At 66.7% G+C, this 23,558-nt stretch carries 24 protein-coding genes, 1 tRNA gene and 3 pseudogenes; 11 read left to right on the top strand and 17 right to left on the bottom strand.

Annotation, left to right across the window (positions count from 1 at the left end):
* Positions 1 to 87 precede the first annotated feature (87 nt).
* Together LRS08_RS16755 and LRS08_RS16750 are read left to right on the top strand one after the other, a co-directional pair.
* Positions 88 to 882, top strand: coding sequence for an arginyltransferase (locus tag LRS08_RS16755; RefSeq protein ID WP_257846090.1), 795 nt, complete (start codon positions 88 to 90; stop codon positions 880 to 882).
* A gap of 63 nt (positions 883 to 945) precedes the next feature.
* On the top strand, positions 946 to 2,127 hold the full coding sequence (locus LRS08_RS16750; protein WP_257846091.1) for a tetratricopeptide repeat protein: 1,182 nt from the start codon (positions 946 to 948) through the stop codon (positions 2,125 to 2,127).
* Here the strand turns inward: LRS08_RS16750 and LRS08_RS16745 are convergent.
* The 3 genes and pseudogenes from LRS08_RS16745 to LRS08_RS16735 form a co-directional block, all read right to left on the bottom strand.
* Positions 2,124 to 2,927: a transglutaminase N-terminal domain-containing protein gene (locus LRS08_RS16745; protein ID WP_257846092.1), complete on the bottom strand. Its 804-nt coding sequence runs from the start codon at positions 2,925 to 2,927 to the stop codon at positions 2,124 to 2,126. The genes LRS08_RS16750 and LRS08_RS16745 overlap by 4 nt on opposite strands.
* On the bottom strand, positions 2,927 to 3,862 hold the full coding sequence (locus LRS08_RS16740; RefSeq protein ID WP_260481693.1) for an alpha-E domain-containing protein: 936 nt from the start codon (positions 3,860 to 3,862) through the stop codon (positions 2,927 to 2,929). The genes LRS08_RS16745 and LRS08_RS16740 overlap by 1 nt, the downstream gene beginning before the upstream one ends.
* A gap of 5 nt (positions 3,863 to 3,867) precedes the next feature.
* Positions 3,868 to 5,342, bottom strand: a pseudogene (locus tag LRS08_RS16735) (circularly permuted type 2 ATP-grasp protein).
* A gap of 461 nt (positions 5,343 to 5,803) precedes the next feature.
* Here LRS08_RS16735 and LRS08_RS16730 point away from each other — a divergent pair.
* Positions 5,804 to 6,220 (top strand): hypothetical protein, encoded by a 417-nt coding sequence (locus LRS08_RS16730; protein ID WP_257846093.1) that lies wholly within the window; start codon positions 5,804 to 5,806, stop codon positions 6,218 to 6,220.
* A 196-nt stretch (positions 6,221 to 6,416) separates the two neighbouring features.
* Entirely contained in the window at positions 6,417 to 7,727 is a 1,311-nt protein-coding gene (locus LRS08_RS16725; protein WP_260480996.1) for a sodium:proton antiporter, read from the top strand.
* 61 nt (positions 7,728 to 7,788) lie between these two features.
* On the opposite strand, the gene LRS08_RS16720 is transcribed toward LRS08_RS16725, so the two are convergent.
* From LRS08_RS16720 to LRS08_RS16705, 4 genes are all read right to left on the bottom strand, one after another.
* Positions 7,789 to 8,229, bottom strand: coding sequence for a hypothetical protein (locus tag LRS08_RS16720; protein ID WP_260480995.1), 441 nt, complete (start codon positions 8,227 to 8,229; stop codon positions 7,789 to 7,791).
* A 474-nt stretch (positions 8,230 to 8,703) separates the two neighbouring features.
* A complete protein-coding gene (locus LRS08_RS16715) occupies positions 8,704 to 9,060 on the bottom strand; it encodes a hypothetical protein (RefSeq protein ID WP_257846095.1) in 357 nt (118 codons plus the stop codon).
* Entirely contained in the window at positions 9,048 to 9,308 is a 261-nt protein-coding gene (locus LRS08_RS16710; RefSeq protein WP_257846096.1) for a redoxin domain-containing protein, read from the bottom strand. The genes LRS08_RS16715 and LRS08_RS16710 overlap by 13 nt, the downstream gene beginning before the upstream one ends.
* Positions 9,309 to 9,333: 25 nt before the next feature.
* Positions 9,334 to 11,370: a protein-disulfide reductase DsbD gene (locus LRS08_RS16705; protein WP_260480994.1), complete on the bottom strand. Its 2,037-nt coding sequence runs from the start codon at positions 11,368 to 11,370 to the stop codon at positions 9,334 to 9,336.
* A 71-nt stretch (positions 11,371 to 11,441) separates the two neighbouring features.
* On the opposite strand from LRS08_RS16705, the gene LRS08_RS16700 reads away from it, so the two are divergent.
* Entirely contained in the window at positions 11,442 to 13,073 is a 1,632-nt protein-coding gene (locus tag LRS08_RS16700) for an alkaline phosphatase family protein (RefSeq protein ID WP_257846097.1), read from the top strand.
* A 10-nt stretch (positions 13,074 to 13,083) separates the two neighbouring features.
* Here LRS08_RS16700 and LRS08_RS16695 read toward each other — a convergent pair.
* The 5 genes and pseudogenes from LRS08_RS16695 to LRS08_RS16675 form a co-directional block, all read right to left on the bottom strand.
* A tRNA-Arg gene (locus LRS08_RS16695) sits at positions 13,084 to 13,161 on the bottom strand.
* A gap of 35 nt (positions 13,162 to 13,196) precedes the next feature.
* The gene (locus LRS08_RS16690; RefSeq protein ID WP_257846098.1) at positions 13,197 to 13,631 is read right to left on the bottom strand and encodes a DUF1178 family protein; all 435 of its coding nucleotides are present in this window, start codon (positions 13,629 to 13,631) and stop codon (positions 13,197 to 13,199) included.
* Positions 13,628 to 14,450 (bottom strand): annotated as a pseudogene (locus LRS08_RS16685) (carbon-nitrogen hydrolase family protein). Before LRS08_RS16685 ends, LRS08_RS16690 begins: the two are co-directional and overlap by 4 nt.
* A 3-nt stretch (positions 14,451 to 14,453) precedes the next feature.
* Positions 14,454 to 14,711 carry a glutaredoxin 3 gene (grxC, locus tag LRS08_RS16680; RefSeq protein ID WP_257846100.1) on the bottom strand — a complete coding sequence of 86 codons (258 nt, stop codon included), beginning with the start codon at positions 14,709 to 14,711 and terminating at the stop codon, positions 14,454 to 14,456.
* Positions 14,712 to 14,745: 34 nt separating this feature from the next.
* Positions 14,746 to 15,477 (bottom strand): ComF family protein, encoded by a 732-nt coding sequence (locus tag LRS08_RS16675; protein WP_260480993.1) that lies wholly within the window; start codon positions 15,475 to 15,477, stop codon positions 14,746 to 14,748.
* Positions 15,478 to 15,484: 7 nt separating this feature from the next.
* Between LRS08_RS16675 and LRS08_RS16670 the strand changes: the two genes are divergently transcribed.
* Both LRS08_RS16670 and LRS08_RS16665 read left to right on the top strand, forming a co-directional pair.
* Positions 15,485 to 16,369: a methyltransferase domain-containing protein gene (locus tag LRS08_RS16670; protein WP_374581706.1), complete on the top strand. Its 885-nt coding sequence runs from the start codon at positions 15,485 to 15,487 to the stop codon at positions 16,367 to 16,369.
* Positions 16,370 to 16,557: 188 nt separating this feature from the next.
* Complete coding sequence (locus LRS08_RS16665; protein WP_374581654.1) at positions 16,558 to 16,728, top strand: DUF465 domain-containing protein; 171 nt, start codon at positions 16,558 to 16,560, stop codon at positions 16,726 to 16,728.
* Between the two features lie 44 nt (positions 16,729 to 16,772).
* On the opposite strand, the gene LRS08_RS16660 is transcribed toward LRS08_RS16665, so the two are convergent.
* Positions 16,773 to 17,201: a (deoxy)nucleoside triphosphate pyrophosphohydrolase gene (locus tag LRS08_RS16660; RefSeq protein WP_257846103.1), complete on the bottom strand. Its 429-nt coding sequence runs from the start codon at positions 17,199 to 17,201 to the stop codon at positions 16,773 to 16,775.
* 54 nt (positions 17,202 to 17,255) lie between these two features.
* Between LRS08_RS16660 and LRS08_RS16655 the strand changes: the two genes are divergently transcribed.
* Together LRS08_RS16655 and LRS08_RS16650 are read left to right on the top strand one after the other, a co-directional pair.
* Positions 17,256 to 17,438, top strand: coding sequence for a Flp family type IVb pilin (locus LRS08_RS16655; protein WP_257846104.1), 183 nt, complete (start codon positions 17,256 to 17,258; stop codon positions 17,436 to 17,438).
* 130 nt (positions 17,439 to 17,568) lie between these two features.
* Positions 17,569 to 17,736 (top strand): Flp family type IVb pilin, encoded by a 168-nt coding sequence (locus tag LRS08_RS16650; protein ID WP_066665303.1) that lies wholly within the window; start codon positions 17,569 to 17,571, stop codon positions 17,734 to 17,736.
* A gap of 174 nt (positions 17,737 to 17,910) precedes the next feature.
* On the opposite strand, the gene LRS08_RS16645 is transcribed toward LRS08_RS16650, so the two are convergent.
* From LRS08_RS16645 to LRS08_RS16630, 4 genes and pseudogenes are all read right to left on the bottom strand, one after another.
* Complete coding sequence (locus tag LRS08_RS16645; protein WP_257846105.1) at positions 17,911 to 18,858, bottom strand: acetyl-CoA carboxylase carboxyltransferase subunit alpha; 948 nt, start codon at positions 18,856 to 18,858, stop codon at positions 17,911 to 17,913.
* Between the two features lie 10 nt (positions 18,859 to 18,868).
* A pseudogene (locus LRS08_RS16640) lies at positions 18,869 to 19,745 on the bottom strand (tyrosine-type recombinase/integrase).
* Between the two features lie 50 nt (positions 19,746 to 19,795).
* The gene (locus LRS08_RS16635) at positions 19,796 to 21,172 is read right to left on the bottom strand and encodes a hypothetical protein (RefSeq protein ID WP_260480992.1); all 1,377 of its coding nucleotides are present in this window, start codon (positions 21,170 to 21,172) and stop codon (positions 19,796 to 19,798) included.
* A 413-nt stretch (positions 21,173 to 21,585) separates the two neighbouring features.
* The gene (locus LRS08_RS16630; protein WP_257846108.1) at positions 21,586 to 21,723 is read right to left on the bottom strand and encodes a hypothetical protein; all 138 of its coding nucleotides are present in this window, start codon (positions 21,721 to 21,723) and stop codon (positions 21,586 to 21,588) included.
* A gap of 80 nt (positions 21,724 to 21,803) precedes the next feature.
* Between LRS08_RS16630 and LRS08_RS16625 the strand changes: the two genes are divergently transcribed.
* Positions 21,804 to 22,343: a shikimate kinase gene (locus tag LRS08_RS16625; RefSeq protein ID WP_257846109.1), complete on the top strand. Its 540-nt coding sequence runs from the start codon at positions 21,804 to 21,806 to the stop codon at positions 22,341 to 22,343.
* Positions 22,340 to 23,440: a 3-dehydroquinate synthase gene (gene aroB / locus LRS08_RS16620; protein WP_260480991.1), complete on the top strand. Its 1,101-nt coding sequence runs from the start codon at positions 22,340 to 22,342 to the stop codon at positions 23,438 to 23,440. Before LRS08_RS16625 ends, aroB begins: the two co-directional genes overlap by 4 nt.
* The last annotated feature ends 118 nt before the right edge of the window (positions 23,441 to 23,558 follow it).

Below are 23,558 nucleotides of genomic sequence, written 5' to 3'. Positions count from 1 at the left end.
TGGTAAATCCGCTTTTCAGGACGAATCGACCGCTTCATAATGGCCCCCGTTCCAGTTGGAACATCGGCGAAGAAGGGGCTGAAATTCGTGACCGCACTGACCCGGTTCCCACGGTTTTTCGTGACCAGCCCCTCGACCTGCCCGTACCTTCCCGGTCGGCAGGAGCGGAAAATCTTCACCGAGCTCAATGGCCCGCATGCCGGCGAACTGAACGACGCGCTGGGCCGGATCGGGTTTCGCCGCAGCCAGTCGGTCGCCTATCGGCCGAGTTGCGTCGGGTGCAACGCCTGCCTCTCGGTCCGCGTCGTCACCGATCAATTCCGCCCCAACGCGACCCAGCGCAAGCTGATCCGCCGTCATTCGGACCTGTCGGTCACCGCCTGCCGCCCCTGGGCGACCGAGGAGCAATATGCGCTGCTGCGCCGCTACCTCAGCGCGCGCCATCCCGGCGGCGGCATGACGATGATGGATGAGACCGACTATGCCGACATGGTCGAGCAGTCGCCGGTCAGCACCTATGTCATCGAGTATCGCGAGCCCGAGGAGCTGGGCGGCGCATTGGTCGGCGCGTGCATCACCGACCAGCAGGCCGACGGCCTGTCGATGATCTACAGCTTCTTTGCCGCCGACCATCCCGAGCGCCAGGGTCTGGGCAATCTCATCATCATGGACCACATCGTCCGCGCGCGCAGCGCCGGGCTGCCCTATGTCTATCTCGGCTATTGGGTGAAGGGCAGCGAGCGGATGGCGTACAAGACGCGCTATCGTCCGATGGAGGTGCTCGGCCCGAACGGCTGGTCGCCGATGCCCGAAGATGCCTCCGCGACGGTGCCCGAGGCTCCCGCCGCGCCCCAGTCGCTCAAGCTGCGCGCCTTCGCCTGACCTGACTCGTCGCTTGCGCTGACCAACCCACTGCTTCACGCTGCGCAGTGAGGGGGACGGGTGATGGCGTCGTCTTTCGTCATTCTGGCTGCGATGGCCGGACTTGCTCCGGGTCAGGTGGATGCGTCCCCGCAACCCCAGGTGGTGAGCGAGGCAGATGCCATCGCGGCGGTGCTCGCGACCTTTCCCGAGGAGGTGCAGCGCGCGATCCGGTTACAGGACCCGCGCGAAATGACGCGCACGGCCCGCCCCTATATCGAACGTTGCGTCCCCGGCGGCGACGATCCGCTGCGTTGTCTGGGGCTGCTCGGCATGTTGTCGATGACCCTGGTCGCGGTCCGCGATTACGATGCCGCGCGCGACATGGCGCGGCGGGCGCTGGTTCTGGCACAGGCGGCGCAGGACCCGGTCGAGACCGCCGGCGTGCGCTGGGTTGCCGCCAAGGTGGAATATGGCGCGGGCAATTTCGAGGAAGCCGAACGCGGGTTTCGCGAGGCGCTCGACATGTATGCGGCGCTTGGCCCGGAAACCCTGCCAGTCAGACTGCGGGTCGAGGTTGAGCGGGTGCAGCTACTGCTGACCCTTCAGCGTACCGCCGAAGCCGAGGCGGCGGCCAAGGCGGTGATCGCGGCGGCGGCCGAACCCGCACTCATCGAATTGCGGGTGATGGGACAAATTCAGCTCGCGCTCACGTGGGTGGTGGCCCGGCGCTATGCCGAGGCGACTGCGGGCTATCGCGAGGTCATCGCCGTCATTGAAGCGGTAGGCGGCGCCGATCACCCCGCGATCGTCGGTGTTCTGAGCGATCTCGCGATGGTCTACACACTCGAGAAGCGCAATGCCGAGGCGGTTGGGACGGTCGAACGCGCCGACCGGATTGCCCGGGCGCATTTCACCGAGACCAACCAGATCCGCCAGATGATCGCGGTCAATCGCGGCGCGCTGCTCGCCCGGCTGGGGCGATGCGGCGAGGCGGAGCCGGTGTTGCGGCCGGCCTATGCCGCCTTGCTCGACCGGCGCAGCTGGATTGGCGCGGTCGCCAGCCTTGGCCTTGCCCGCTGCCTCAGCCAGATGCCGGGCAAGGAGGGCGAGGCGATCGCCCATATCACGGCCAGCATTGCCTTCCCGCTCGACCGGCTGGCACGGAGCACCGGCTTCACCCCCGGAGCGGCGCGGGAATTCGCCAACTACACCGAGATCTTTCGCGAGAAGGTGGCGGTGAATTGGCGGATATCGAAGCGTTAGGCGTCGCCGTTCATCGCTTCGACCTGCAGCTCGACGGACAAATCCTCGATCCCCGCGCCCTGTCGGATGCCCGCCACAGGCGCAGCGCCGTTGAAGTCGAGGGCGGTGGCCATGCGGACATAATTGGCGTCAGGGCTGATGCCCGCCGAGGGGTCGAAGCCGACCCAGCCCAGCCCCTCGACCCAGGCTTCCGCCCAGCCATGCGCGGGGCAGGTCCCCTCGCCGCACTGGCGATAGCCCGAGACATAGCGCGCCGGGAGGCCGAGGGAGACCGCGCCGGCGATGAAGATATGCGCAAGGTCGCGGGCATTGGGTTCGGCCAGCAGAGCCTCCGCGGCGCTCGCCCCGGTGTCGGGCAGATCCTTGGCCTCTGGAAAGCGCTCGGCGAGCGCGAGGTTCCAGCGATGAAGCTGGTCGAGCGCCGCGCCGCCGGCCGCTGCATCGCGCGCCAGTGCGGCAAGCTCCGCATTTGGGGTCGTGCGCTGCGTGGTCCGTTGAAACAATTGCGGCGGCAGCGGCTCGTTGCTTCCGCGCACCACCCCCTCCGCCTCGACGGTCAGCACCTGTCCGGCCACGTTGATCGCAATCTCCGCGATCGGCCCCTCGGCATAGAGCATGGTGACATGATTGCCGAACCCGTCGATCGCGTCGCGCAGCCGGACATCGCAATCGACGTCGATGCGCCAGTCCACCACGGTCTGGTCGTGGGTGTCGCCCGGCGTCAGGCGTAGTGTCTGGACCAGCCGCTGCTGCGGCGTGCTGAAGCGGTAGCGGGTGTGGTGGTCGATCGCGAGCCGCATCAGATGAACCTGAACTGCCGCGCAATGGCGGCGTCGAGCAACGCATTCTCACGGATGAATGCCTGAAGATATTCGTGCAGGCCGCTGACGATCACTTCGTGCGCGCGGGTCTTCTGCATCCGGGCAATGCGCGCGCGGGCCATGCGGTCGGCCTCACCCTGAAGGCCGGTGCGCTTGGCGAGCGCGTTGAGCTGCTCGACCACTTCCTCGACGCATCCGGCGAGGCTGCGGGGCAGTTCGGCGCGAGTGATCAACAGGTCGATGACGTTCGAGGGCCGGAGGCCGTCGCTGTAGAGCCAGCGATAGGCGGTGACTGCCGACACGGTCTGGAGGATCGTCGTCCACTGATCGCGGTCGACGACGCCGCCGACCGCCTCGCCCTCGGGCAACAGCAAGTGGTACTTCACGTCGAGCAGCCGCGCGGTGTTGTCGGCGCGCTCGATCGCGGCGCCGAGCTGGATCAGCATCGTAGCTTCATTGCCCATCATCCGGTGGATCGCGCCTTCGAACCCGCGCGCTTCGGCCATCACCCCCTCGACCAGCGCCAGCGTGGTCGCGGTGCCGCCCGGGCTGACGCGCTTGGCGAACAGCAGCCACAGGCGGTTGATCGCGGTCCATGCCTCGCGGGTCAGTGCGGTACGGACAGCGCGGGCATTGTTGCGCGCCTGTTCGAGGCAGCGGACGATCGACCCCGAATGGCTCATGTCGAGGGTCAGGAAATGCGCCACCGGCTGCTGGCTGACCGAATGATGCGCCACGGCGAACGCCTCTTCGGTGTACGTCACGCGCAGTGCACTCGCCCAGGCGGCCTCCCCCGCCGGGCGGGCGGACAGGGCGTCGAGGCGCACGGTTGCCTCGACCAGCCGGGCGATGAAGTCCGCGCGCTCGACATAACGGCCGAGCCAGTAGAGCGACGCTGCGGTGCGGGAGAGCATGCGCATCAGCCGACCACCTGCGTCTGTTCCTGTCCCTGCACCGGCCCGTCGGGCATCAGCACGAAACTGTCCTTGGTCCCGCCGCCCTGGCTGGAATTAACGACCAGCGACCCCTCTTTCAGCGCGACGCGGGTCAGGCCGCCGGGAACGACGCGGACGCCGTCGGAGCCGGTGAGGACGAAGGGGCGGAAATCGACGTGACGCGGCGCAAGGCCGGTCTCAGTCACCGTCGGCACGGTCGACAGCGCGAGGGTCGGCTGGGCGATATAGCGGTGCGGTTCGGCGACCAGCGCGGCGCGGAACGCCTCGATCTCCTTCTTCGATGCGGTCGGGCCGACGAGCATGCCGTATCCGCCGGAACCGTCGACCAGCTTGACCACGAGTTCGTGAAGATGGTCGAGCGTGTATTTGAGCGCATCGGGCTCGCGGCAGCGCCAGGTTTCGACATTGGGCAGCTTCGCTTCGCCGCCCGAGTAGAATTTCACGATCTCCGGCATGTAGCTGTAGATCGCCTTGTCATCCGCGATGCCGTTGCCCGGGGCGTTGACCAGCGCGACATTTCCGGCGCGATAGGCGGACATGATGCCGGGGACGCCGAGCATCGAATCCGGCCGGAACACCAGCGGGTCGAGGAAATCGTCGTCGATGCGGCGATAGATGACATCGACGCGGACCCGCCCGGCGATGGTTTGCATATAGACGACATCGTCATCGACCAGCAGGTCGGCGGCCTCGACCAGTTCGACACCCATCGTGTCGGCGAGGAAGCTGTGTTCGTAATAGGCCGAGTTGAAATGGCCGGGGGTCAGGACGACCGCGACCGGCTCTCCCCCGCGCCGCCGTTCGGGGGCGACCGAGACCAGGGTTTCGCGCAGCATGTCGCTGTAGCTGTCGACCGCCGCGACGCGGAAATCGCGGAACAGTTCGGGGCAGAGGCGGATCATCGCTTCACGGTTTTCGAGCATGTAGGACACGCCCGACGGGGTGCGGGCATTATCCTCCAGCACGAAGAATTCGTCCGGACCGGTGCGGACCAGATCGATGCCGCAAATATGCGCCCACACGTCGTGCGGCGGGCGGATGCCGGCGACCTCGGGGCGGAATTGCGGGTTGGTCAGCACCAGCTCGGGGGCAGCACGCCCTCTTTCAGGATGCGGCGCTCGCCATAAATGTCCTGGAGGAAGGCGTTGATCGCCTCGACCCGCTGGATCAGCCCTTCGGATAGCCGCGCCCATTCGTCGTGCATGAAGATGCGCGGCACGATGTCGAAGGGGATGATCCGTTCACTGGCATCGGTGTCGCCATAGACGGCGAAGGTGATGCCGAGCTGGCGAAAAGTCGCTTCGGCCGATTGCTGGCGGCGGTGGAGTTCGGCATGCGGGGTGTCGGCCATCCAGCGGGCAAGTTCGGCGAATTCGGGTCGCGGCTTTGCCGGACCTCCCTGCCCCCAGATTTCGTCGAACGCGCGGCCTTTCCCCATCAAGCCTCCATAGTGCCCAGGTGTCGGACAAGTTCCATGCTGCAATGCTTTGCTGCGATGCACAAGGGGGTCAGGTGCGGGGTGTTCCGACGAAGCTGACGATAAGGGGGGGTGTTTTGGGGTGAGGCGACTGGGAGGCGACGGGTTTGGAGCGGGGAGGCGACTGCGGGGCGACATTGGCGCGACGGGGCCGCGACCGGGCGGAGACAGTGGCACGACGGACTGACAACAGCCACGCGACAGGTACGCGACGCGGGGACGACGCCCGCGCGTCTCCCTGACGAGAATATCGAATAGTGAGGGAGCACGCGTCAGATTCACGATCGGAACAGATCATGAAAATTCCAACTTGTATCCAACAAAGTGCAGGGCCAACGGCTCTCCGATGGATGGCAGCAAACGACCCCATTACCGTCGGAGCAAACGCTGGCATTTGCAGACGTGCTTGGTAGGCTGTGTCTATGGAACACGTGTATCTTCTGCACCACATTCGCGAAGACGATGAATATGGAGATGATGCGAAGCTCATTGGCGTTTACCGAAGCGAAGCCAGTGCGAAGCTCGCGATTGATCGGCTCTCGTCCCAACCCGGGTTTCGAGATTATCCAGCCGGCTTTGAGATCGGAAAATACGCTTTGGACCATGACCATTGGGAAGAGGGTTTCGTCGACTTGCCCGCCATTCTGATACCAATGCAGAAAGCGGGAGCGGACATATGGTCCCCTGTTAGTTCTGTATTACTTGCAGATGGCCGGTTCGAAGTTGTCGGGCCAGTGTCTGATGATGAAATCTGGCGCTATCCACCCGGAACGATTGTGCACTGTGAAGTTCAGCATCGTGAAGATGGCGATGTACTCGTTGCTATTGCTCCCGCTTAATTTGGTACGACCGCTTTCCACCCACTTCCTGACATCCACACCCACCGCAACTCGCGAAAGCGAGCAATCGGTTTGTGGGAGCTGCGGTCAAGCCCTGAATGTCCGATCTTGGCGCGCATTACTGACTCATACGGCAGTCTGCCGACGTCGCGACTGATCACGTGAACTATGTGCGTCATTTCTGAGTTGAGCTTCGATGCCTGCACTCGCCAGCCCTGAGCCCTACATCATCGGGCTGACGCTTACAGGGGTGTTGATCGCACTGGTCGCCTGGCTGCCACTGGCGCTCAAGCGGCTACCGCTCTCGCTGCCTATCCTTTGCATCGCCATCGGTGTCGCAATCTTCCTGCTTCCGTCCGTCTCGCTGCGGCCTTTGCCTCTTAGCTACCCGGAAATTACCGAGCGCTTTGCCGAGTTCGTGGTGATCATCGCGTTGATGGGGGCAGGCCTCAAACTCGATCGGCTGTTCAGCTGGCGACGATGGAGCGTGACGTGGCGGCTCCTCGCCATCACCATGCCACTGTCCATCGCCGCGATCACGGCGATCGGCGGCTGGTTTCTCGGGTTGAGCTGGATCGCGGCGCTGCTGCTCGGCGCCTGCCTTGCACCGACCGATCCCGTGCTGGCGGCAGATGTGCAGGTTGGTCCACCCAAGACCGGCGAAGAGGACGAGGTGCGTTTTGGTCTGACCTCGGAAGCAGGTCTCAATGACGGCCTAGCCTTTCCGTTCGTCAATCTGGCGATTGCGCTGGCCATCTCGGCAAGCACGGGGGAGGCATGGTTTCAGGATTGGCTCACTCATAGCGTGCTATGGGAGATCGGCATCGGTATCGCGGGCGGCTGGGCGATCGGCTGGATTTTCGGTTGGCTCACCTTCAAGGTCCCATCCGAAACCAAGCTGGCAAAGACCGGCGACGGACTCATCGCGATTGCGGCAACCTTTGTCTCCTACGGTCTAACCGAAATGCTGGATTGCTACGGCTTCCTTGCGGTGTTCGTCACCGCGCTGACCCTGCGCCGGTCGCATCATCACCACGACTTTCATCATGATATGCACGACATTACTGAACAGGTGGAGCGCTTGGCGATGATGGTGCTGCTGATCCTGTTCGGGGGGGCGCTGGTGAGCGGCATGCTGCGCACCTTGCAATGGCAGGATGCTGTGGCCGCAGTGGCGATCATCCTGGTCGTTCGTCCCGTCGCAGGACTGATCGGCCTCACCCGCTTCCCGGCTGACCGTTCAGAGAAGCTCACCCTTGCCTTCTTCGGAATCCGCGGCGTCGGATCGTTCTACTATCTGGCCTACGCCCTGAACCATGCCCCCTTTGCCGAAGCCGAACGGCTGTGGGCGATCATCGGTCTAGTTGCGTTGCTCTCAATCCTGCTGCACGGCCTGACCGTGACACCGATCATGCGGATGCTGGACCGTCAACAGGGCCGCGATCCGGACGGAGACGATGCGCCGCCTCCACCGGGATTGAAGGGGCCGGCTGTTGAATCAAGCTAGCACGCGGACTCTGGAGTAAGCTGCCTGACTGCTAACGACCCCGTTGCGGACGTTACGAGCCTTACGGGTTTGCCGGTGCTTGCATCTGCGCCGTCGCCATTTGATCGTCGATGATGCCGACAATTTGAGATATTGGGATGGTGAAAACGCCGCCCTGTGCCTTACGCCATTCCTCGATACCCTCGTCCAAGGCGGAAGTAGGGAATTCGCGCTTTTCGGCTGATAGCTTCGTAACACTAGCGTCGAGCGTCTCCTCGGAAACGGGAATGTGCGGCAAAATGCCCGCGATACCCGGCGTTGCGAAGTGAACGCCGACGACGCTGATGTGATAGACCTTCTCGGCACCCATCATCTCGACGCGCTGCACCTTGAGTAACGACCCAGCATCCTGCGGTCGCGTGCGGTATTCCCACACATGCCCCTCTACATACTTGGGAGACGAAGCCTGACCGGACAGCCCCGTGGCAGCGAGTAGAGCGGCTGCAACAGATAAAAGCTTCATAGGTCCCCCGAGCGAACGAGGTGCCACGATACTCTCCTCTCGCCCCTTCTCAATGTCCGATTTCCACCCAATTCCAGCCCGTCCCGTCACCCCGGCCTTGTGCCGGGGTCCACCGGGAGGCTGGCGTGGGAGTTGATGCTTGGTCGCTGCGCGTGGGGTGGGGTGGACCCCGGCCCGGGGGCCGGGGTGACGATTTGGTTTGTCGGCGGTCGCCTTCTATCCCTCTCCCACTTGCGGGAGAGGGGTGGGCGAGGGTCTTTTTCTTGCCTTCGGGCGGCTGAGGCGGCCGCAGAAGAAAAGAAAAAGAAGAAGAAGAAGACCCTCCCCAACCCCTCCCGCAAGCGGGAGGGGCTAAGTGAAGTGCAGGTGGGGCCTTACTTTAAATCCTCCCCGGGAGGGGAGGAACAAAAAAGGCCGGGGTTTCCCCCGGCCTTCTCTCCTTCCCTGCCCCCTATCACAGGGAAGGAAAGCCCATCACTCGGCGTATTTGACCGAGCAGCCATAGGGCGTGGTCTGGGCGACCGAGACGGGCTTGCCCGCCTTCAACTCACCCAGCGCCGCGAGGACGTGGTTGCGGGCCGCGCCCATTTCCTCGACCCGCGCAGCGGGCTTGTCGTCGATGCCGCCCTGGAAGCGGAGCACGCCCGCGCCGTCGATGATGTACATGTGCGGGGTGGTCTTGGCGGCATAGCCCTTGCCGACGATCCCCTTGGGGTCGAGCAGGTAATGGGCGGGAGCGGCCTTCTTCTCACCGACCCATTTCTTGGCGCCGGCACCGTCCATATGGCCCTGCTTGCCCGGCGCGCTCGAGTTGATCGTCAGCCACACCACGCCGCCAGCCTTCGCCGCGGCCTGGGTCTTTGCATATTGCCTTCGTAATGGCGTTGCACGAACGGGCAGCCGGGGTTGTTCCACTCCAGCACCACGGTCTTGCCCTTGAAGTCGCTGAGCTGGACGGTCTTGCCGCTGGCGTCGGTCAGTTTGAAATCGGTCGCCTTTTGCCCCGTCGTCTGTTCGGCGGCGGCCGGAATGGCGAGCGCCGCGAGGGCAGCGGCAGCGAATGGGATCAGTCGGTTCATCGGCTCATCTCCTTGATCTGCGGTTTCATTTGCCCCCCGTCAGTCCGGTCAACATGCCTTGAGTCAGCAATTGGGGCAAGACCTGTGGCTCGGTCGCGCCAGCGGGGTACCAGAGGTAGAGCGGCACGCCGGCGCGGTTGTGGCGTTCGATGAAGCGACCTAGCGCGGGGTCGCCATCGGTCCAGTCGCCGACAAGGACGGTCACGCCGCCCTTGGCGAAGGCATCGCGGACAGCGTCGGTCTCGATCGCGGCCTTTTCATTGACCTTGCAGGTGACGCACCAGTCGGCGGTGAAATAGGCGAAGACGGGTTTGCCCTGCCCGCGCAGATCGGCGAGCTTGGCTTCGCTGAACGGTTGTGCGCCCGACGCGGCGACTGCGGCGGCGGCGGGCTTTTCGATGCGACCGACCAGCCACATGCCGCCGATCAGGATCGCGAGGCTCATCGCCCAGGCGATGCCGTTCCCGGCCCCGCGCGCCTGTCGCCGCCCGAGCGCCCACAGCACCACGCCGAGCGCGAGCGCGACGATCAGGCCAGTGGCCATGCCGTTTACCCCGGTCAGCCCGCCGAGCACCCAGGCGAGCGCGATCGCGGTGAGGAACATCGGGACCGACAGGATCTTGCGGAAGGTATCCATCCACGCGCCGGGCCTGGGCAGCATCCGGCGCAATGCGGGGACGAAGCCGAGCAGCAGAAATGGCAGCGCGAGGCCGAGGCCGAGGCCGAGGAAGATGATGAGCGCGATATACCAGGGCAGGACGAGCGCCGCGCCGAGCGCTGCGCCCATGAACGGGCCGGTGCAGGGGGTGGCGATGAATGCAGCGAGCGCGCCGGTCATGAATGCGCCGCCACTGCCTCCGCTGGCGAGGCGACCGGCGAACTTCGGGGTCATCAGCTCGAACAGACCGGCCAGGTTGAGCGCGATGCCGAGGACGAGGAGCAGGAGCAGCAGAATGACACGCGGGTCGGTGAGCTGGAACGCCCAGCCGACGCTCGCCCCCGCCGCGCGCAGGCCGAGCATGAGCCCGCCGAGCGCGAGGACGACGAGGACGACGCCAGCGGTGTAGGCGAGCCCCTCGGCACGGGCATGCGCTTCGCTGGTCCCGCTCTTGGCGAGGCTCAGCGCCTTGAGACTGAGGATCGGGAAGACGCAGGGCATGATGTTGAGGATCAGCCCGCCGAGCAATGCGCCGCCCAGCGCGAACAGGGCTGCGGACCAGTCGATCGCGGTTTGCGGTGCAGCTTCGGCGGCGACGGTGCCGGGGACGGCGACGAGTTCGAAGCCGTCGCGCTCGCCGGTGGCGAGGATGCCGTCGAGGCGTGTGGGCACCTTCGACCCGGCCTTGACCGTGACGATCACCGTGTCGCCGTCGCGGGTGACCGTCTGCGGCGCGGAATAGGTCACTGCATCGGGGGTCTGGGCGAAGAAATAGGCGTCCTTCCACAGATCGACCGGTGCCGGGAACGGGATCGCGATGCGGAGCGTGCCATCGGTCACCTGAAACTTTGCCTCACTGCCCAATGGCTTTGGCAGCAGGCGGCGCCACTCGTCGAACTGCGCGCGGCGGTCGGGGGTGATGGTGCCGTCGCCGACGGTGAGGTTGAGGGTCAGGTTTTCGGTTTCAGGGACGCAGATTTCGTCGGTGCAGATCAGGTAATCGGCGCGAACCGCGATCGGGAGCTTCGTGCCGGGGGTCAGGCCCGCGGGGATCTTCAGCGTCGCGAACTGGGTGTAATTGCCCTTGTAGATATAGTTCATGATCCCGGCGATCATCAGCCGCGTCGGCACGGGATAGCGCAGCTCACCGGCCGTCACCCCCTGGGGCAGCGTCCAGTCGAGCCGCGTGTCGAGGCCCGCATCGCCCGGGTTCTTCCAATATCCGTGCCAGCCAGGATTGGGCTTGACGACGAAGGCGATCGTGACCTCGCTCCCCGGCGCGGGGGCGTCGCTCTCCGCAATCAGGTCGACCTTGAGGTTATCCTGTCCGGCGGGCTGGGCGGCGACAGGAACCGCGATCAACGCCAACAACAATGTCACCAAAGCGAAACCGAATCTGCGCATTGCGAGCCCTTGCCGTGCCGAAGTCTTGCGAACATAGCGGGCGCGGCCTGATTTGCCATGCCGGAGGGACCATGCTCGCTCGATTGCTCGCCACTGCCATGCTCGTCGCCGTTCCGGTGGCGGCGCAGGAAGCCGCCCCTGCCCCGGCACCCACCGCGCCGCCGCCCAAGTTGATCGTCACCATTTCCGTGGACCAGTTCTCGGCGGATCTGTTCGCGGGCTATCGGCCCTATTTCACCGGCGGGCTGGCGCGGCTGGCGCGGGGCGTGGTGTTTTCGGGCTATCAGAGCCATGCGGCGACCGAGACCTGCCCGGGCCATTCGACGATCCTGACCGGAGCGCGGCCCGCGCGAAACGGGATCGTCGCGAATGACTGGGTGGACCTGAAGACCGCGCGCGAGGACAAGACGATCTATTGCGCCGAGGACGAGAGTGTCCCGGGCAGCACGTCGGACAAATACACGGTGTCCCCGGTGCATCTGCTGGTGCCGACATTGGGCGATCGGCTGAAGGCAGTCGCCCCCGGCACCCGCGTGGTGTCGGTCGCCGGCAAGGATCGCGCGGCGGTGATGATGGGCGGCAGGACCGCCGATCACACCTACTGGTGGGGTGGCAAGGGCTTCGTCAGCTACACCGGCACTGCCGAAGCACCGGTGGTGGCGCGGGCGAACGCCGCGATCACCGCCCAGATCGCCAAGGCACAGCCCGCGCTGGAGCTGCCCGAATACTGCAAGCCGCGCGATGTTGCGGTGACGGCGGGCAGCCGGACGGTGGGCACCGGGCGCTTCGCGCGCGAGGCGGGCGACAGCCGCGCCTTTCGCGCTTCCCCGGAGATGGACGGCGCGACGCTGGCGCTGGCCGCCGCGTTTTTCGAGGACATGCAACTGGGGCGCGGCGCGACGACCGACGTGCTGATCGTCGGGGCGTCGGCGACCGACTATGTCGGCCATGGCTATGGCACCGAGGGCACCGAGATGTGCCTGCAACTCACCAGCCTCGACCGCGATCTCGGCGCCTTCTTTGACGTGCTCGACAAGAGCGGGGTCGATTATCAGGTGGTGCTGACCGCCGATCATGGCGGGCATGACCTGCCCGAGCGCAACGTGCTGCACGGCATCACCGACGCCGCGCGCGCGCAGAGCGGGCTGTCGTCCAAGCCGATGAGCGACAAGGTCGCGGCGAAGCTGAAGCTGGGCGATCGGCGCGTACTATGGGGCGGCAATTTCGGCGACATCTATGTCGACCCGAAGCTCGCACCCAAGCTGCGCGCGAAGGTGCTGGCGGAGGCAGTGGCGCAGTATCGCGCGCACCCGCAGGTGGCGGCGGTGTTCACCGGCGACGAGATCATGGCGACCCCCAGCCCGAACGGGCCGCCGGAAAGCTGGACGCTGATCCAGCGCGTGCGTGCATCCTTTTATCCCGGTCGCTCGGGCGACCTCTACGTCGCGCTCAAGCCGCGGATTACGCCGATCCCGGTACCGGGCGGATCGGTCGCGACGCATGGCAGCATCTGGGACTATGACCGCCGCGTGCCGATCCTGTTCTGGCGCAAGGGCGTGACGCCATTCGACCAGCCCAACGGTGTGGAGACGGTGGACATTCTCCCGACGCTGGCGAGCGTGATCGGGCTGAAGATCGATCCCAAGGAGATCGACGGGCGGTGCCTGGATCTCGAGGCGGGCGCGCCGAACAGCTGTCGCTGATCTGAGCGCCTGGTGTCCCGGAGAGGATTCTGAACCTCCGACCTGCGGTTTAGGAAACCGTTGCTCTATCCTGCTGAGCTACCGGGACGCCGTGCGGCTGGTTAGAAGCACGGGGCGGCGGGGTCAATTGCGCTGGTCGGGCGGGATCACCGGGAGCGGGAGCGGGGCGACGGGGACGCCGTCGTCGATCAGCGCCTTCGCCTCGGAAAGGCTGGCCTGGCCGTGGATCGGGGCGACGGTTTCCTCGCCGGCGTGCATCGCGCGCGCCTTGTCGGCGAAGGACATGCCGACCCATTGCGAGCCCTCCAGCATCGTCGCCTGGACCTGGGCGAGCGCAGCCATCAGCGCCTTGGGGTCGGGCGACGCGGCAGGGGCAGCGGCGGCACGGTTGCCCTTGGCGGCGACATTGGGGGCCATCACCGCCTTGGCGATGTGCGCGTCGCCGCAGATCGGGCACGACAGCAGGCCGCGGGTGCGCTGGTCCTCATAATCGGCGCTCGACCCGAACCATGCCTCGAACACATGGGTCCGGGCGCATTTCAGGTCGAAGACGATCATGCGCGGGTCACCGGCGGGGTGGCGCGGCGATGGTCGATCGCGGGGACGCGGCTGCGCACGTCGGTGACGCGCGCAGGGTCGATTTCCGCGAAGCCGAGGCCCGCCGGTTCGCCCATGTCGAGCAGCACTTCGCCCCAGGGATCGATCGCGAGGCTGTGACCAAAAGTGGTGCGGCCGTCCTCATGCGTGCCGGTCTGGGCTGCGGCGATGACATGCACCCCCGCTTCGATCGCGCGGGCGCGGAGCAATGTATGCCAGTGCGCGGCGCCGGTCGGGCGGGTGAAGGCGGCAGGTACGGCGAGCAGGGTCGCCCCGGCATCGGTGAGCGCGCGGTAGAGGTCGGGGAAACGGATATCGTAGCAGATCGACAGGCCAAGCGGGCCGAGCGGCGTGTCCACCACGACCGCGCGGTCGCCCCGCACATAGGCGTCGGATTCGCGCCAGCGCTCGCCGGTTGGGAGGTCGACATCGAACAGATGCAGCTTGTCGTAGGAGGCGCGGATCGTCCCGCTGGCGTCGATCGCGAATCCGCGATTGACGAAGCGGCCATCCTCGCCGCGCAGGGCGAGCGAACCGAGATGAACCCAGATGCCGTGTCGCGCCGCGGCGTCGCGGACGGCGGCGAGGACGGGGTCGTCCGTCTCCGCCATGATCGAGGCCGCGCCGCGCTTGCGATCCCGGTCGAGCAGGCCCGACATTTCGGGGGGTGAACAACATCGCCGCGCCCTCCCCCGCCGCCGCTGCGACCGCGTCGGTCAGCGTGCGCGCATTGGCGAGCGGGTCGATCCCGCTGGTCATTTGAAGGATCGCGGCGCGCATCAATCAGGTGCCGAGCAGCGCGTCCAGCCTGCCCTCTCGCTCCAGCGCCATCAGATCGTCCGAGCCGCCGATATGCACGTCGTCGATGAAAATCTGGGGCACGGTGGTGCCGCCATTGGCGCGCTGGATCATCTCGGCGCGCTTCGGCCCGCCCATTGTGAGGTCGAGCTCCTCATAGTCCGCGCCCTTGCTGTCGAGCAGCGCCTTGGCGCGGTGGCAGTAACCGCAAAATGCCTTGGTATAGATTTCGATCTTGGCCATGATGATTCCGAGTTGTGGTTCGCGACCCCGCTTGTCAATCCGCGTCCGCGTCGTCGACCACCCGCGCCCAGCACAGGATCGTCACGCTGTGCGCGCCGGCGCGCTTGAGGATGCGCGCGCAGGCAGTGGTCGTGGCTCCGCTGGTGTGGACGTCGTCAACCAGGATGACCGCCTTGCCGCGGATCGCGTCCTTTGCTTCCGGGGCGAGCGCGAAGGCACCCGCAACCGCCTTGGCGCGTCCGCGCGGGCCGAGACCGCGCAGGAGGGGAGTGGACTTGACGCGGCGAAGCAGGTCGGGGGCAACCGGGACGTTCGCGTCCTTCCCCAGCGCGCGCGCGATCAGCAGCGCCTGATTGAACCTACGTCCCCAGATGCGCCAGCGGTGAAGCGGTACCGGCACCAGCAGTTCGGCATCCTCGGGCATCAGCCGTGTCATCGCGCGCGCGGCGGTGACCGCGAAGCCTGTCCGCCCGCCATATTTGAGCCGCAGCGCGAGATGCCGCGCCGCCGGACCATAGGCGACCGCCGCGCGCACCCCGTCATGCACCGGCGGGTCGGACAGGCATGCGCCGCATTGCGCCGCCGCGCCACGGTCATGCTCGAACGGCAGGTTGCAGGTCGCACACCAGGGCGGTGCGATCAGCCGCATGCCGCCCCAGCAGATTGCACAGAAGCGATGATCGGCATCGACCACATCGCCGCAGCCCGGGCAGCGCGGGGGCAGCGCCAGGCCGATCAGGTCGAGCAACGGTTCGCGCAGCCCCATGCGCCACTTGTCGCGCGGCGCGGGACGCGGCACAAGCCGCGCCGTGTCCCCTGCCCCGACCCCGCCCGAGATTTTCGACCGCAACCGCCGCCGCCTGCGCCGCGACCGCGCCGCTCCCGGTTTTGCCGGGTTCGACTTCATCCGCGCATGGATGCTCGACGGGATCGCCGAGCGGCTGGACGCGGTGCGGCGCGAGTTTCGCGACGTGCTCGACCTTGGCAGCTTCGACGGCGCATTCGTGCCGCCACCCGGAGCTGTGGTCACCCGCATCGATGCGGGTGCACGCTTTGCCGCACTGTCCGGCGGCGTACAGGCCGATGAGGATCGACCGCATTCGCCCGAGGGTGCCTATGACCTGGTCGTATCGGCAGGGGTGCTCGACAGCGTCAACGATCTCCCCGGGGCGCTGGCGCTGATCCGCCGCTCGCTGCGCCCGGACGGGCTGTTCATGGGCGCGTTCCTGGGCGGATCGACGCTGTCGACGCTACGCAGCGTGATGCTGGAGGCCGAGGGGGACCGACCCGCAGCGCGGGTGCATCCGCAGGTCGATGTGCGCGCGGCGGGCGATTTGCTCGTGCGCGCGGGCTTTGCGCTGCCGGTGGCCGACGTCGAGACGCTGGAGGTGCGCTACGCCAGCCTGTTCGATCTGGTCCGCGATCTGCGCGGCATGGGGGCGGCCAGCCTGCTGCGCGATCCCGCGCCGCTGACCCGCGCGACTGTCGCTCGGGCGGCCGAGGCATTTGCCGCGCGCGCCGATGGTGAGGGGCGAACCAGCGAGCGGTTTGATGCAATTTTCGTCACAGGCTGGGCACCCGACCCCAGCCAGCCCAAGCCCGCGCGGCGCGGGTCCGCCAGCGCCTCGCTCGCCGACGCATTGCGCCCGAAACCCTGATCTCTTGACGCGACGCCCGGTCGATCCAATACTGAGGGTGCGGACCGGGCCCCTCTGGCGATCGAGCAGATCGCGATGTCGGACCGCATCGGATGATCCGATGCAGGCTGGGCTTATTACGACCGCTTCCACCCGCTGACGGCCATCCGATCGATTGCAGATCGACAGGAGGCATTATGATGAGTGGCATGTTGTACCGTTTGAGCGTTGTTCACCGGAAGCTGGACGAGGAAATCCGGCGCGAGGCGCGGCGGCGCAATCCGGACGGGTTCCGCCTGCTGCGGCTCAAGAAGCTGAAGCTCGCAGTCAAGGACCGGCTGGCCGGCCACTGGAAGCGCACGCTCGCGACCGACACCTGATTCACCCATCGCCGCACGATGGGGAAAGCGGCGACGACGTCCGGCTAGAGGATCGCCGCGAGCAGGTCGATCAGCGGCTTGTCCGCAGGCGGCATGTCGAGGCTGTGCAGATCGAGCGGGGCAACCCAGCGCAGCGCAGTGGCGTGATGCGCTGCAGGAACCCCGCTCCAGTCGCGCAGCGTGTAGAGAAGGAGGAGCAGGTGCCGCTCGCCGAGCGACTCGCTGGCGAAAGTCGCGGGTGCCAGCTGCGCTGGATCGACGCAGATACCGAGTTCCTCTTGCAGTTCGCGGCACAGGGCGGATTCGGGCAGCTCGCCCGGCTCCACCTTGCCGCCGGGAAACTCCCATAGTCCCGCCATCGACGTGCCCGGTGGACGCTGCTGCACCAGCACGCGGCTGTCGCTATCCAGCATAGCTGCAGCCACGACGGTCAAAATGGGCTTTCCCGATGCTCCAGCGTCCGATTTCAGCATTTCGTTAATCTTGTTTCCGTAGATTCCGTTACGTCCACAGGGGAAGGTCGCACGATGCGTCCAGTGAATTCATTGCTGACCCGGCTATCGCGCTGCACTCGCGGCGCGACGGCGGTCGAATATGGATTCATTCTCGCCCTGATCGTCCTCGTCATGATCGCCGCACTGAGCGAGCTGGCCAGCGGTACCACCGGCATGTGGAACAATGTCAGCAACAAGGTCCAGAACCCCGGCTGATCTTTTCGGCGTCCACGCCGTGCGGCCTAAGGCCTTTGTTAACTTCCGTCACTTAATTTCGAGGTCGCTGAAACCGGGCTCTCCGGGGGCAGCCGGGAAAACTGAAGCTTCGAACAGGATGGAGACCGGTATGAACACGATCCGCAAGATTTTCGGCAACAAGAAGGGCGCGACCGCCATTGAGTACGGCCTGATCGCCGCTCTGATCGCCGTCGCCGCGATTGCCGCGATGCAGGGCCTGGGCAACCAGCTCAAGACGACCTTCACCAACGTTTCGTCGAACATGAAGGCGTCGTAAGACCCTTCGTCTCGAAACGACTGAACAGGGGGCGGCGGACCAACAGGTCCGCCGCCCTTTGTTTGTAGGCTGGCTGCGCCAGCGCGGCACCGGCCCGCTCCCCCGCCCGGCCACCCAAAATAACTGTCGGCGGGAGGCCGGGTGGTGGAGCGGGCCGGTGCCGCAAGCCGAAGGTTACGCCCGGCCCATCGCCAGGAACTTGGCGCGACGACCCTGACGCAGCGCGGTGGCGCTCTGGCCCGACAACTCCTCGAGCGCCGACTCGATTGCGTCGCCCAGCGAGTCGATCGCTGCTGCGTGATCGCGGTGCGCGCCGCCCAGCGGCTCGGTCACGATCGTGTCGATCACGCCCAGTTCCTTGAGGTGCTGTGCGGTGACCTTCATCGCCTCGGCTGCGTCGGCGGCCTTGTCGGCGGTGCGCCACAGGATCGACGCGCAGCCCTCGGGCGAGATCACCGAATAGACGGCGTGTTCCATCATCAGCACGCGGTTGCCCGCTGCGAGCGCGACTGCGCCGCCCGAACCGCCCTCACCCAGGATCGAGGCGACCATCGGCACGCCGAGATTTAGGCATGCCTCGGTGGAACGGGCGATCGCCTCGGCCTGCCCGCGTTCTTCCGCCTCCATTCCGGGGAATGCGCCGGACGTATCGACCAGCGTTACTACGGGGATGCCGAACTTGTCGGCAAGCTCGACCAGCCGGATCGCCTTGCGATAGCCCTCGGGCTTGCCCATTCCGAAATTGTGGCGCAGGCGGCTGGTGGTGTCGTCGCCCTTTTCATGGCCGATCACCATCACGCGCTGGCCACGGAACCGGCCCAGCCCGCCCTGAATCGCCTGATCGTCGGCGAAGGCGCGGTCCCCGCCCAGCGGCATGAAGTCGGTGATCAGCCGCGCGACATAGTGCTTGAAGTGCGGGCGCTCCGGGTGGCGCGCGACGAGCGTCTTCTGCCACGGGGTCAGCTTGGCATAGGCGTCCTTGAGGAAGCGGTCGGATTTGGTCTGGAGCTTGGCGACCTCGGCCTCGATATCCACCTCGCCGCCCGCCGCCGCGTCGCGCAATTCGTCGATCCGGGCCTGAAGCTCCGCGATCGGCTTTTCGAATTCAAGAAAACTAGCCATCGACGCGGCACTATTCCCGGTCGCGCTTCGCGTCAACGCGGCGGGCATCGGCAAGCGGGTGGCGTTCGTTGACCAAGCTCACCAGCCGGGCGCTGTCGACATGGGTGTAGATTTCGGTGGTCGCGATATCGGCATGGCCCAGCATCGCCTGCAGCGCGCGCAGATCGGCCCCGCCCTCCAGCAGATGCGTGGCAAAGGCGTGGCGCAGGACGTGGGGGCTGATCCGGTCGGGCGGGATGCCCGCCATGCCCGCGATCTCCCGCACCATCTGGTAGAGGCGGATTCGGCTCAAATGCCCCTTGCCTGAAGGGAACAGCCAGGGCCGCGCCGGATCGACATGGTCGCGCCACGCCGCCACTGCCGCGCGGGCGCGATCCGAGAGCGCGGACCAGCCGCTCCTTCCCGCCCTTGCCGCGCAAGATCAGATAGGGCTTGTCGGGCTGAACCGCGCCGCGCGGAAGCGACACCAGCTCGCTCGCACGCAGTCCCGATCCGTAGAGAAGCTCGATCAGCGCGAGCATACGCAGGTCGCGGGGATCGGGCGGCACGCGATCGATCCGCGCCTGAATCGCCGCGAAGATCGCTTCGACATCGGCGCTGGACAGGGTTTTCGGGAGACCGCGCCCGGTTCCGGGCCGGGGCAGCGCGCTGCCCGGATCGTCGGCGCGCAGCTTTTCGTCGAGCAGGAAGCCGTAGAAGCGGCGCAGCGCGGCGGATTTGCGCGCCACCGTGGCGCGGGCAAGGTCGCGCCACTCTTCCGCCAGCCGCTCGATCGCCGCGCGATCCGCCGACGCCAGCCCACCGTCGAGCGCCTCCGACGCCAACCGCAAATCGGTGCCATAGGCCGCAATGGTGTTGGCCGAGGCCCCGGCTTCGGCCGCCAGCATCTCCAGAAAGCGCTCGATCAGCGCCGGGTCGTCCCCGGGGCGGATCGCGTTCAAAGCCGGATGATCGCCTCGACGGCGATCATCCGCGCATAGCCGTCGAGCCCGACCTGGGTCAGCGCGCGGGTGATGTGGTACAACGCCTCGGGCGAGACCCCTTCCCACACGCGGCTCTGCATCCCCACCGCGGCGAGCAGCACCACCGTGCCTGGCTGGTTCGCATCCGCTGCCTGCGCAATGGCCCGGGTCCATGCGTTTGCGGCACCGAACTCGACGCCCGATGCACGCATCAGCCGCTCGCCGTCTCCCGTCGGGATGCGGCCCATGCCAGCCATCGCGGCGATCAGCATCGCGCCATTGGTGGAGTCGACCCTGTTGCGATACGCCTCGACATCGTCGACCGCGACCGCGCGCCCCGGCTCCGCGAGCAGCAGCATGCCCCAGCCATCGCTGCCGCGCGGAGCGATTTCCTTCCAGCGCAATGCGGCACGGTCGAGTCCCGCGCTTAGCATGGATGCGATCAGGCGATCGGCGTCGGCGCTATGCTCGGCGGACGGGGTCAGGCGCGCGGCGGCGCGGGCGGTGAGGATCAACCGGCTATAAGTGGCGCGCGGCCCCTGTGCCTCGTCCCAAAGCTGCCGCATCCGCTCGACGCGGTCGGCGGCAGTGGCGGCGGTGAAGGCGGCGCGCAGGTCGCGCGCGACCGCGACCTCGGCGATCGACGCATCTTCCTGCGCCTCGATCTCCCCATAGAGGTCGGTCAACGCCTGGCTCGAGAACACGCCCTGGCTCGCCGCCGCTTCGGCCGCAGCGGCACGGTCGCGCAGACCGAGCATCGGCGCGGTCGCGCGCCAGTAACGCAGCTGCGGCCCGGCGGTGCCATAGAGCCGTTCGGGAACATCGGTGTCCGACGCGACCGCGAGGCCCCAGCGCCACGCACTGATCCGGTCGACCGCATCCCACTCGATCGTCACCGCGCGGCGGCCGGACACGCCCATGCCGACGAGTTTCTCGGCGAGCAGCACATCGACCGAGGTACCCATGCGGCGGCGGCTCGCGTCGATCAGCGGGCCCGCCTTGCTGGGATCGCCGTCGAGACCAGCGCAAATTGCCTCGACCAGCCGCCAGTTGCGGTCGGGCGCGGAGTCCAGCGCGGGTCTGACCATCGGGCACATGCCGCCCGGATCGGCGGTGGCGAGCATCGCCTGCATCGCCACCTGGAACATCTTGGGCGTATAGTTGGCGACATCGACCGACTGGACCAGCGCACGGGCGGCATCCGCCTCCCCCATGCGGATCAGCAGCCAGGCACGCTCGGCCGCGAAATCTGCCCCGTTGAGGCCGCGTGGCGTATTCACGCGCGACAGCAGTGCGCGGCGCAGCGCAATCGACAGCCAGCGCGACGCGACCGGCGCATCGGTGCGGCGCATCAGTGTCTGGAGGAAGCCGCCATCGGCAGTGCCGAATGCGGTGACGGACAGTCCATCACTCGCGGGCGAAGACGGCCCGACCTGTGCCAGCGAGCGCTTGGCGAAATCGGGAAGCTCGTAACGCGCGATCGTTGCGTAATCGATCTCACCGGTCGCCTCAGGCGCGACCCCGCCGGCGGCAGCCGTACCGTTGCCGGCCTCACCCGCAGGCGCAGCGACCGCATCCGTGCGTGGCGCGGTCGTCGGCCCGGTGGCGGGTGCCGGGGCCGGTGCGGGGGGCGGGCGCAGGCGCAGGCGCGGGTGCCGGAACCGGATCGTCGAAGCCGGGGGGTAGCAGCGATTCGGGTCGATCCTGCCCCAGCGCGGGAATTCCGACGCCGGCAGCGACCACCAGAACCGCGGCGAGCGCGGTCTTAGTTCGAGAGATTGTCAAGCGGGACGACCTTCTCGACGCGCACCGGCTGTTTCTCCGTATCGCGCCCGGCGAGGAAAAACAGTCCTCCGATCAACAGGATAGCGACAATGATGACAATGATGAGCGAACGGGACATCGACCCCCTCAAAGCGGTTCTATATGCAGGCGACGGGCCTTTTGCCCGAGCGCGATGCTCGCTGTATAGCCCCCGCGACCATGCTGCAAACCCGTCCGTCGCCCACCGAGCCGCTGACCCGCCCGATCGTGCTGATCGGACTGATGGGCGTGGGCAAGACCACGGTGGGCCGCCGCCTCGCCCAACGGCTCAAACTCCCCTTTGTCGACGCCGATGCAGAGATCGAGACAGCGGCGGGAATGACCGTCGCGGAAATCTTCGAGCGATTCGGCGAACCGCACTTCCGCGACGGCGAGCGGCGCGTGATCGCGCGGCTGATCGATGGCGAACCCAAGGTTATCGCGACCGGCGGCGGCGCGTTCCTCAATGACGAAACCCGCGCGCTGATCCTTGACCAGGCAACCGCGATCTGGCTGGACGCCGCCCCCAAGGTCTTGGCGGAGCGGGTCGCCAAGCGCGACCATCGCCCGCTGCTGCGCGGAAAGGATCCGTTACAGGTGCTCACCGAACTCGCCGCCATCCGCAACCCGATCTATGCGCTCGCCCCGATCCATGTGGTGAGCAAGGCGGCGCCGCATGAGGCAACCGTGTCCGCAATTCTGGCGGAACTGGGCCGATGAAGATCGTTCCGGTCGCGCTGGGTGCGCGCAGCTATGAGGTTCGGATCGCCAGCGGGCTGCTGACGCAGGCCGCCGAACAGCTCGCTCTGCTGTCACGGGGTCGCCCGTTCGTCATCGTGACCGACGCCAATGTCGCGCCGCACGCCGCGCGCCTTTCGGCGTTGCTGCACAATGGCGGTCTGACGAGTGACATCATCGTCCTGCCCGCCGGCGAGGCGACCAAGAGCTGGGCGCAGCTCGAAGCGCTGACCGACGGACTGCTGGAGCGCGGGATCGAGCGGGGCGATCATGTCGTCGCGTTCGGTGGCGGGGTGATCGGCGACCTGGTCGGTTTCGCTACATCGATCCTGAAGCGCGGCTGCAAGTTCGTGCAGATCCCGACGACCTTGCTGGCGCAGGTCGACAGCTCGGTCGGCGGCAAGACCGCGATCAACAGCCGTGCAGGCAAGAATCTGATCGGCGCGTTCCACCAACCGTCGCTGGTACTGATCGACCCCGATCTGCTCGACACGCTGCCGTTACGCGACCTGCGCGCGGGCTATGCCGAGGTCGTGAAATACGGGCTGATCGACGATTTCGCGTTCTTCGAATGGTGCGAGGCCAATGGCGCGACCTTGCTGTCCGGCGATCCGGCGGCGCGCGAATATGCCATAGCGCATTCGGTGGCCGCCAAGGCGCGGATCGTGGCGGCGGACGAGCGCGAGACGTCGGGCGTGCGCGCGTTGCTCAACCTCGGCCATACGTTCGGCCATGCGCTGGAGGCCGAGACCGGCTTTTCGGACGCGCTGCTGCATGGCGAGGGTGTCGCGGCAGGCATGGCGCTGGCCTTTGCCTATTCGGCGCGGCGCGGCCTGTGTCCGGGGCAGGACGCCGAACGGGTCGCTGCGCATCTGCGGGAAATGAACATGCCGCACGATCTGGCCAGTGCCGGGATCACCGCATCGGGCGAGACGTTGGTCGGCCATATGCTGCACGACAAGAAGATGGACGCCGGCACCCTGCCCTTCCTGCTCGCGCGCGGGATCGGGCAGACCTATCTCGACAAGCAGGTCGATCTGGCGGACGTCGCGGCGTTTCTGGATGAATTGCCGCGCTAGAATCGTCAGCATACGGCACCCACGCTCCCGCCTCGCCATCGGCGACAAAGCTTGGGGTGGAGGGTAGATGTTCCGGGGGGGATTACCCCCCACCCCGGCGTCCCCAGGACGGGGACGC

Origin of the sequence: Sphingomonas sp. J315 (assembly GCF_024666595.1) — a bacterium.
Lineage (GTDB): Bacteria > Pseudomonadota > Alphaproteobacteria > Sphingomonadales > Sphingomonadaceae > Sphingomonas.
This window is presented reverse-complemented; position numbering and strand designations above follow the sequence as displayed.

What these genes read in the sequence shown, in the direction of transcription:
- LRS08_RS16750 (WP_257846091.1), top strand. Translation starts at nt 946, where the DNA reads ATGGCGTCGTCTTTCGTCATTCTGGCTGCGATGGCCGGACTTGCTCCG.
- LRS08_RS16745 (WP_257846092.1), bottom strand. Translation starts at nt 2,927, where the DNA reads ATGCGGCTCGCGATCGACCACCACACCCGCTACCGCTTCAGCACGCCG.
- LRS08_RS16740 (WP_260481693.1), bottom strand. Translation starts at nt 3,862, where the DNA reads ATGCTCTCCCGCACCGCAGCGTCGCTCTACTGGCTCGGCCGTTATGTC.
- LRS08_RS16730 (WP_257846093.1), top strand. Translation starts at nt 5,804, where the DNA reads ATGGAACACGTGTATCTTCTGCACCACATTCGCGAAGACGATGAATAT.
- LRS08_RS16725 (WP_260480996.1), top strand. Translation starts at nt 6,417, where the DNA reads ATGCCTGCACTCGCCAGCCCTGAGCCCTACATCATCGGGCTGACGCTT.
- LRS08_RS16720 (WP_260480995.1), bottom strand. Translation starts at nt 8,229, where the DNA reads ATGAAGCTTTTATCTGTTGCAGCCGCTCTACTCGCTGCCACGGGGCTG.
- LRS08_RS16710 (WP_257846096.1), bottom strand. Translation starts at nt 9,308, where the DNA reads ATGAACCGACTGATCCCATTCGCTGCCGCTGCCCTCGCGGCGCTCGCC.
- LRS08_RS16705 (WP_260480994.1), bottom strand. Translation starts at nt 11,370, where the DNA reads ATGCGCAGATTCGGTTTCGCTTTGGTGACATTGTTGTTGGCGTTGATC.
- LRS08_RS16700 (WP_257846097.1), top strand. Translation starts at nt 11,442, where the DNA reads ATGCTCGCTCGATTGCTCGCCACTGCCATGCTCGTCGCCGTTCCGGTG.
- LRS08_RS16690 (WP_257846098.1), bottom strand. Translation starts at nt 13,631, where the DNA reads ATGATCGTCTTCGACCTGAAATGCGCCCGGACCCATGTGTTCGAGGCA.
- grxC (WP_257846100.1), bottom strand. Translation starts at nt 14,711, where the DNA reads ATGGCCAAGATCGAAATCTATACCAAGGCATTTTGCGGTTACTGCCAC.
- LRS08_RS16675 (WP_260480993.1), bottom strand. Translation starts at nt 15,477, where the DNA reads ATGGGGCTGCGCGAACCGTTGCTCGACCTGATCGGCCTGGCGCTGCCC.
- LRS08_RS16665 (WP_374581654.1), top strand. Translation starts at nt 16,558, where the DNA reads ATGTTGTACCGTTTGAGCGTTGTTCACCGGAAGCTGGACGAGGAAATC.
- LRS08_RS16660 (WP_257846103.1), bottom strand. Translation starts at nt 17,201, where the DNA reads ATGCTGAAATCGGACGCTGGAGCATCGGGAAAGCCCATTTTGACCGTC.
- LRS08_RS16655 (WP_257846104.1), top strand. Translation starts at nt 17,256, where the DNA reads ATGCGTCCAGTGAATTCATTGCTGACCCGGCTATCGCGCTGCACTCGC.
- LRS08_RS16650 (WP_066665303.1), top strand. Translation starts at nt 17,569, where the DNA reads ATGAACACGATCCGCAAGATTTTCGGCAACAAGAAGGGCGCGACCGCC.
- LRS08_RS16645 (WP_257846105.1), bottom strand. Translation starts at nt 18,858, where the DNA reads ATGGCTAGTTTTCTTGAATTCGAAAAGCCGATCGCGGAGCTTCAGGCC.
- LRS08_RS16635 (WP_260480992.1), bottom strand. Translation starts at nt 21,172, where the DNA reads ATGCGCCGCACCGATGCGCCGGTCGCGTCGCGCTGGCTGTCGATTGCG.
- LRS08_RS16630 (WP_257846108.1), bottom strand. Translation starts at nt 21,723, where the DNA reads ATGTCCCGTTCGCTCATCATTGTCATCATTGTCGCTATCCTGTTGATC.
- LRS08_RS16625 (WP_257846109.1), top strand. Translation starts at nt 21,804, where the DNA reads ATGCTGCAAACCCGTCCGTCGCCCACCGAGCCGCTGACCCGCCCGATC.
- aroB (WP_260480991.1), top strand. Translation starts at nt 22,340, where the DNA reads ATGAAGATCGTTCCGGTCGCGCTGGGTGCGCGCAGCTATGAGGTTCGG.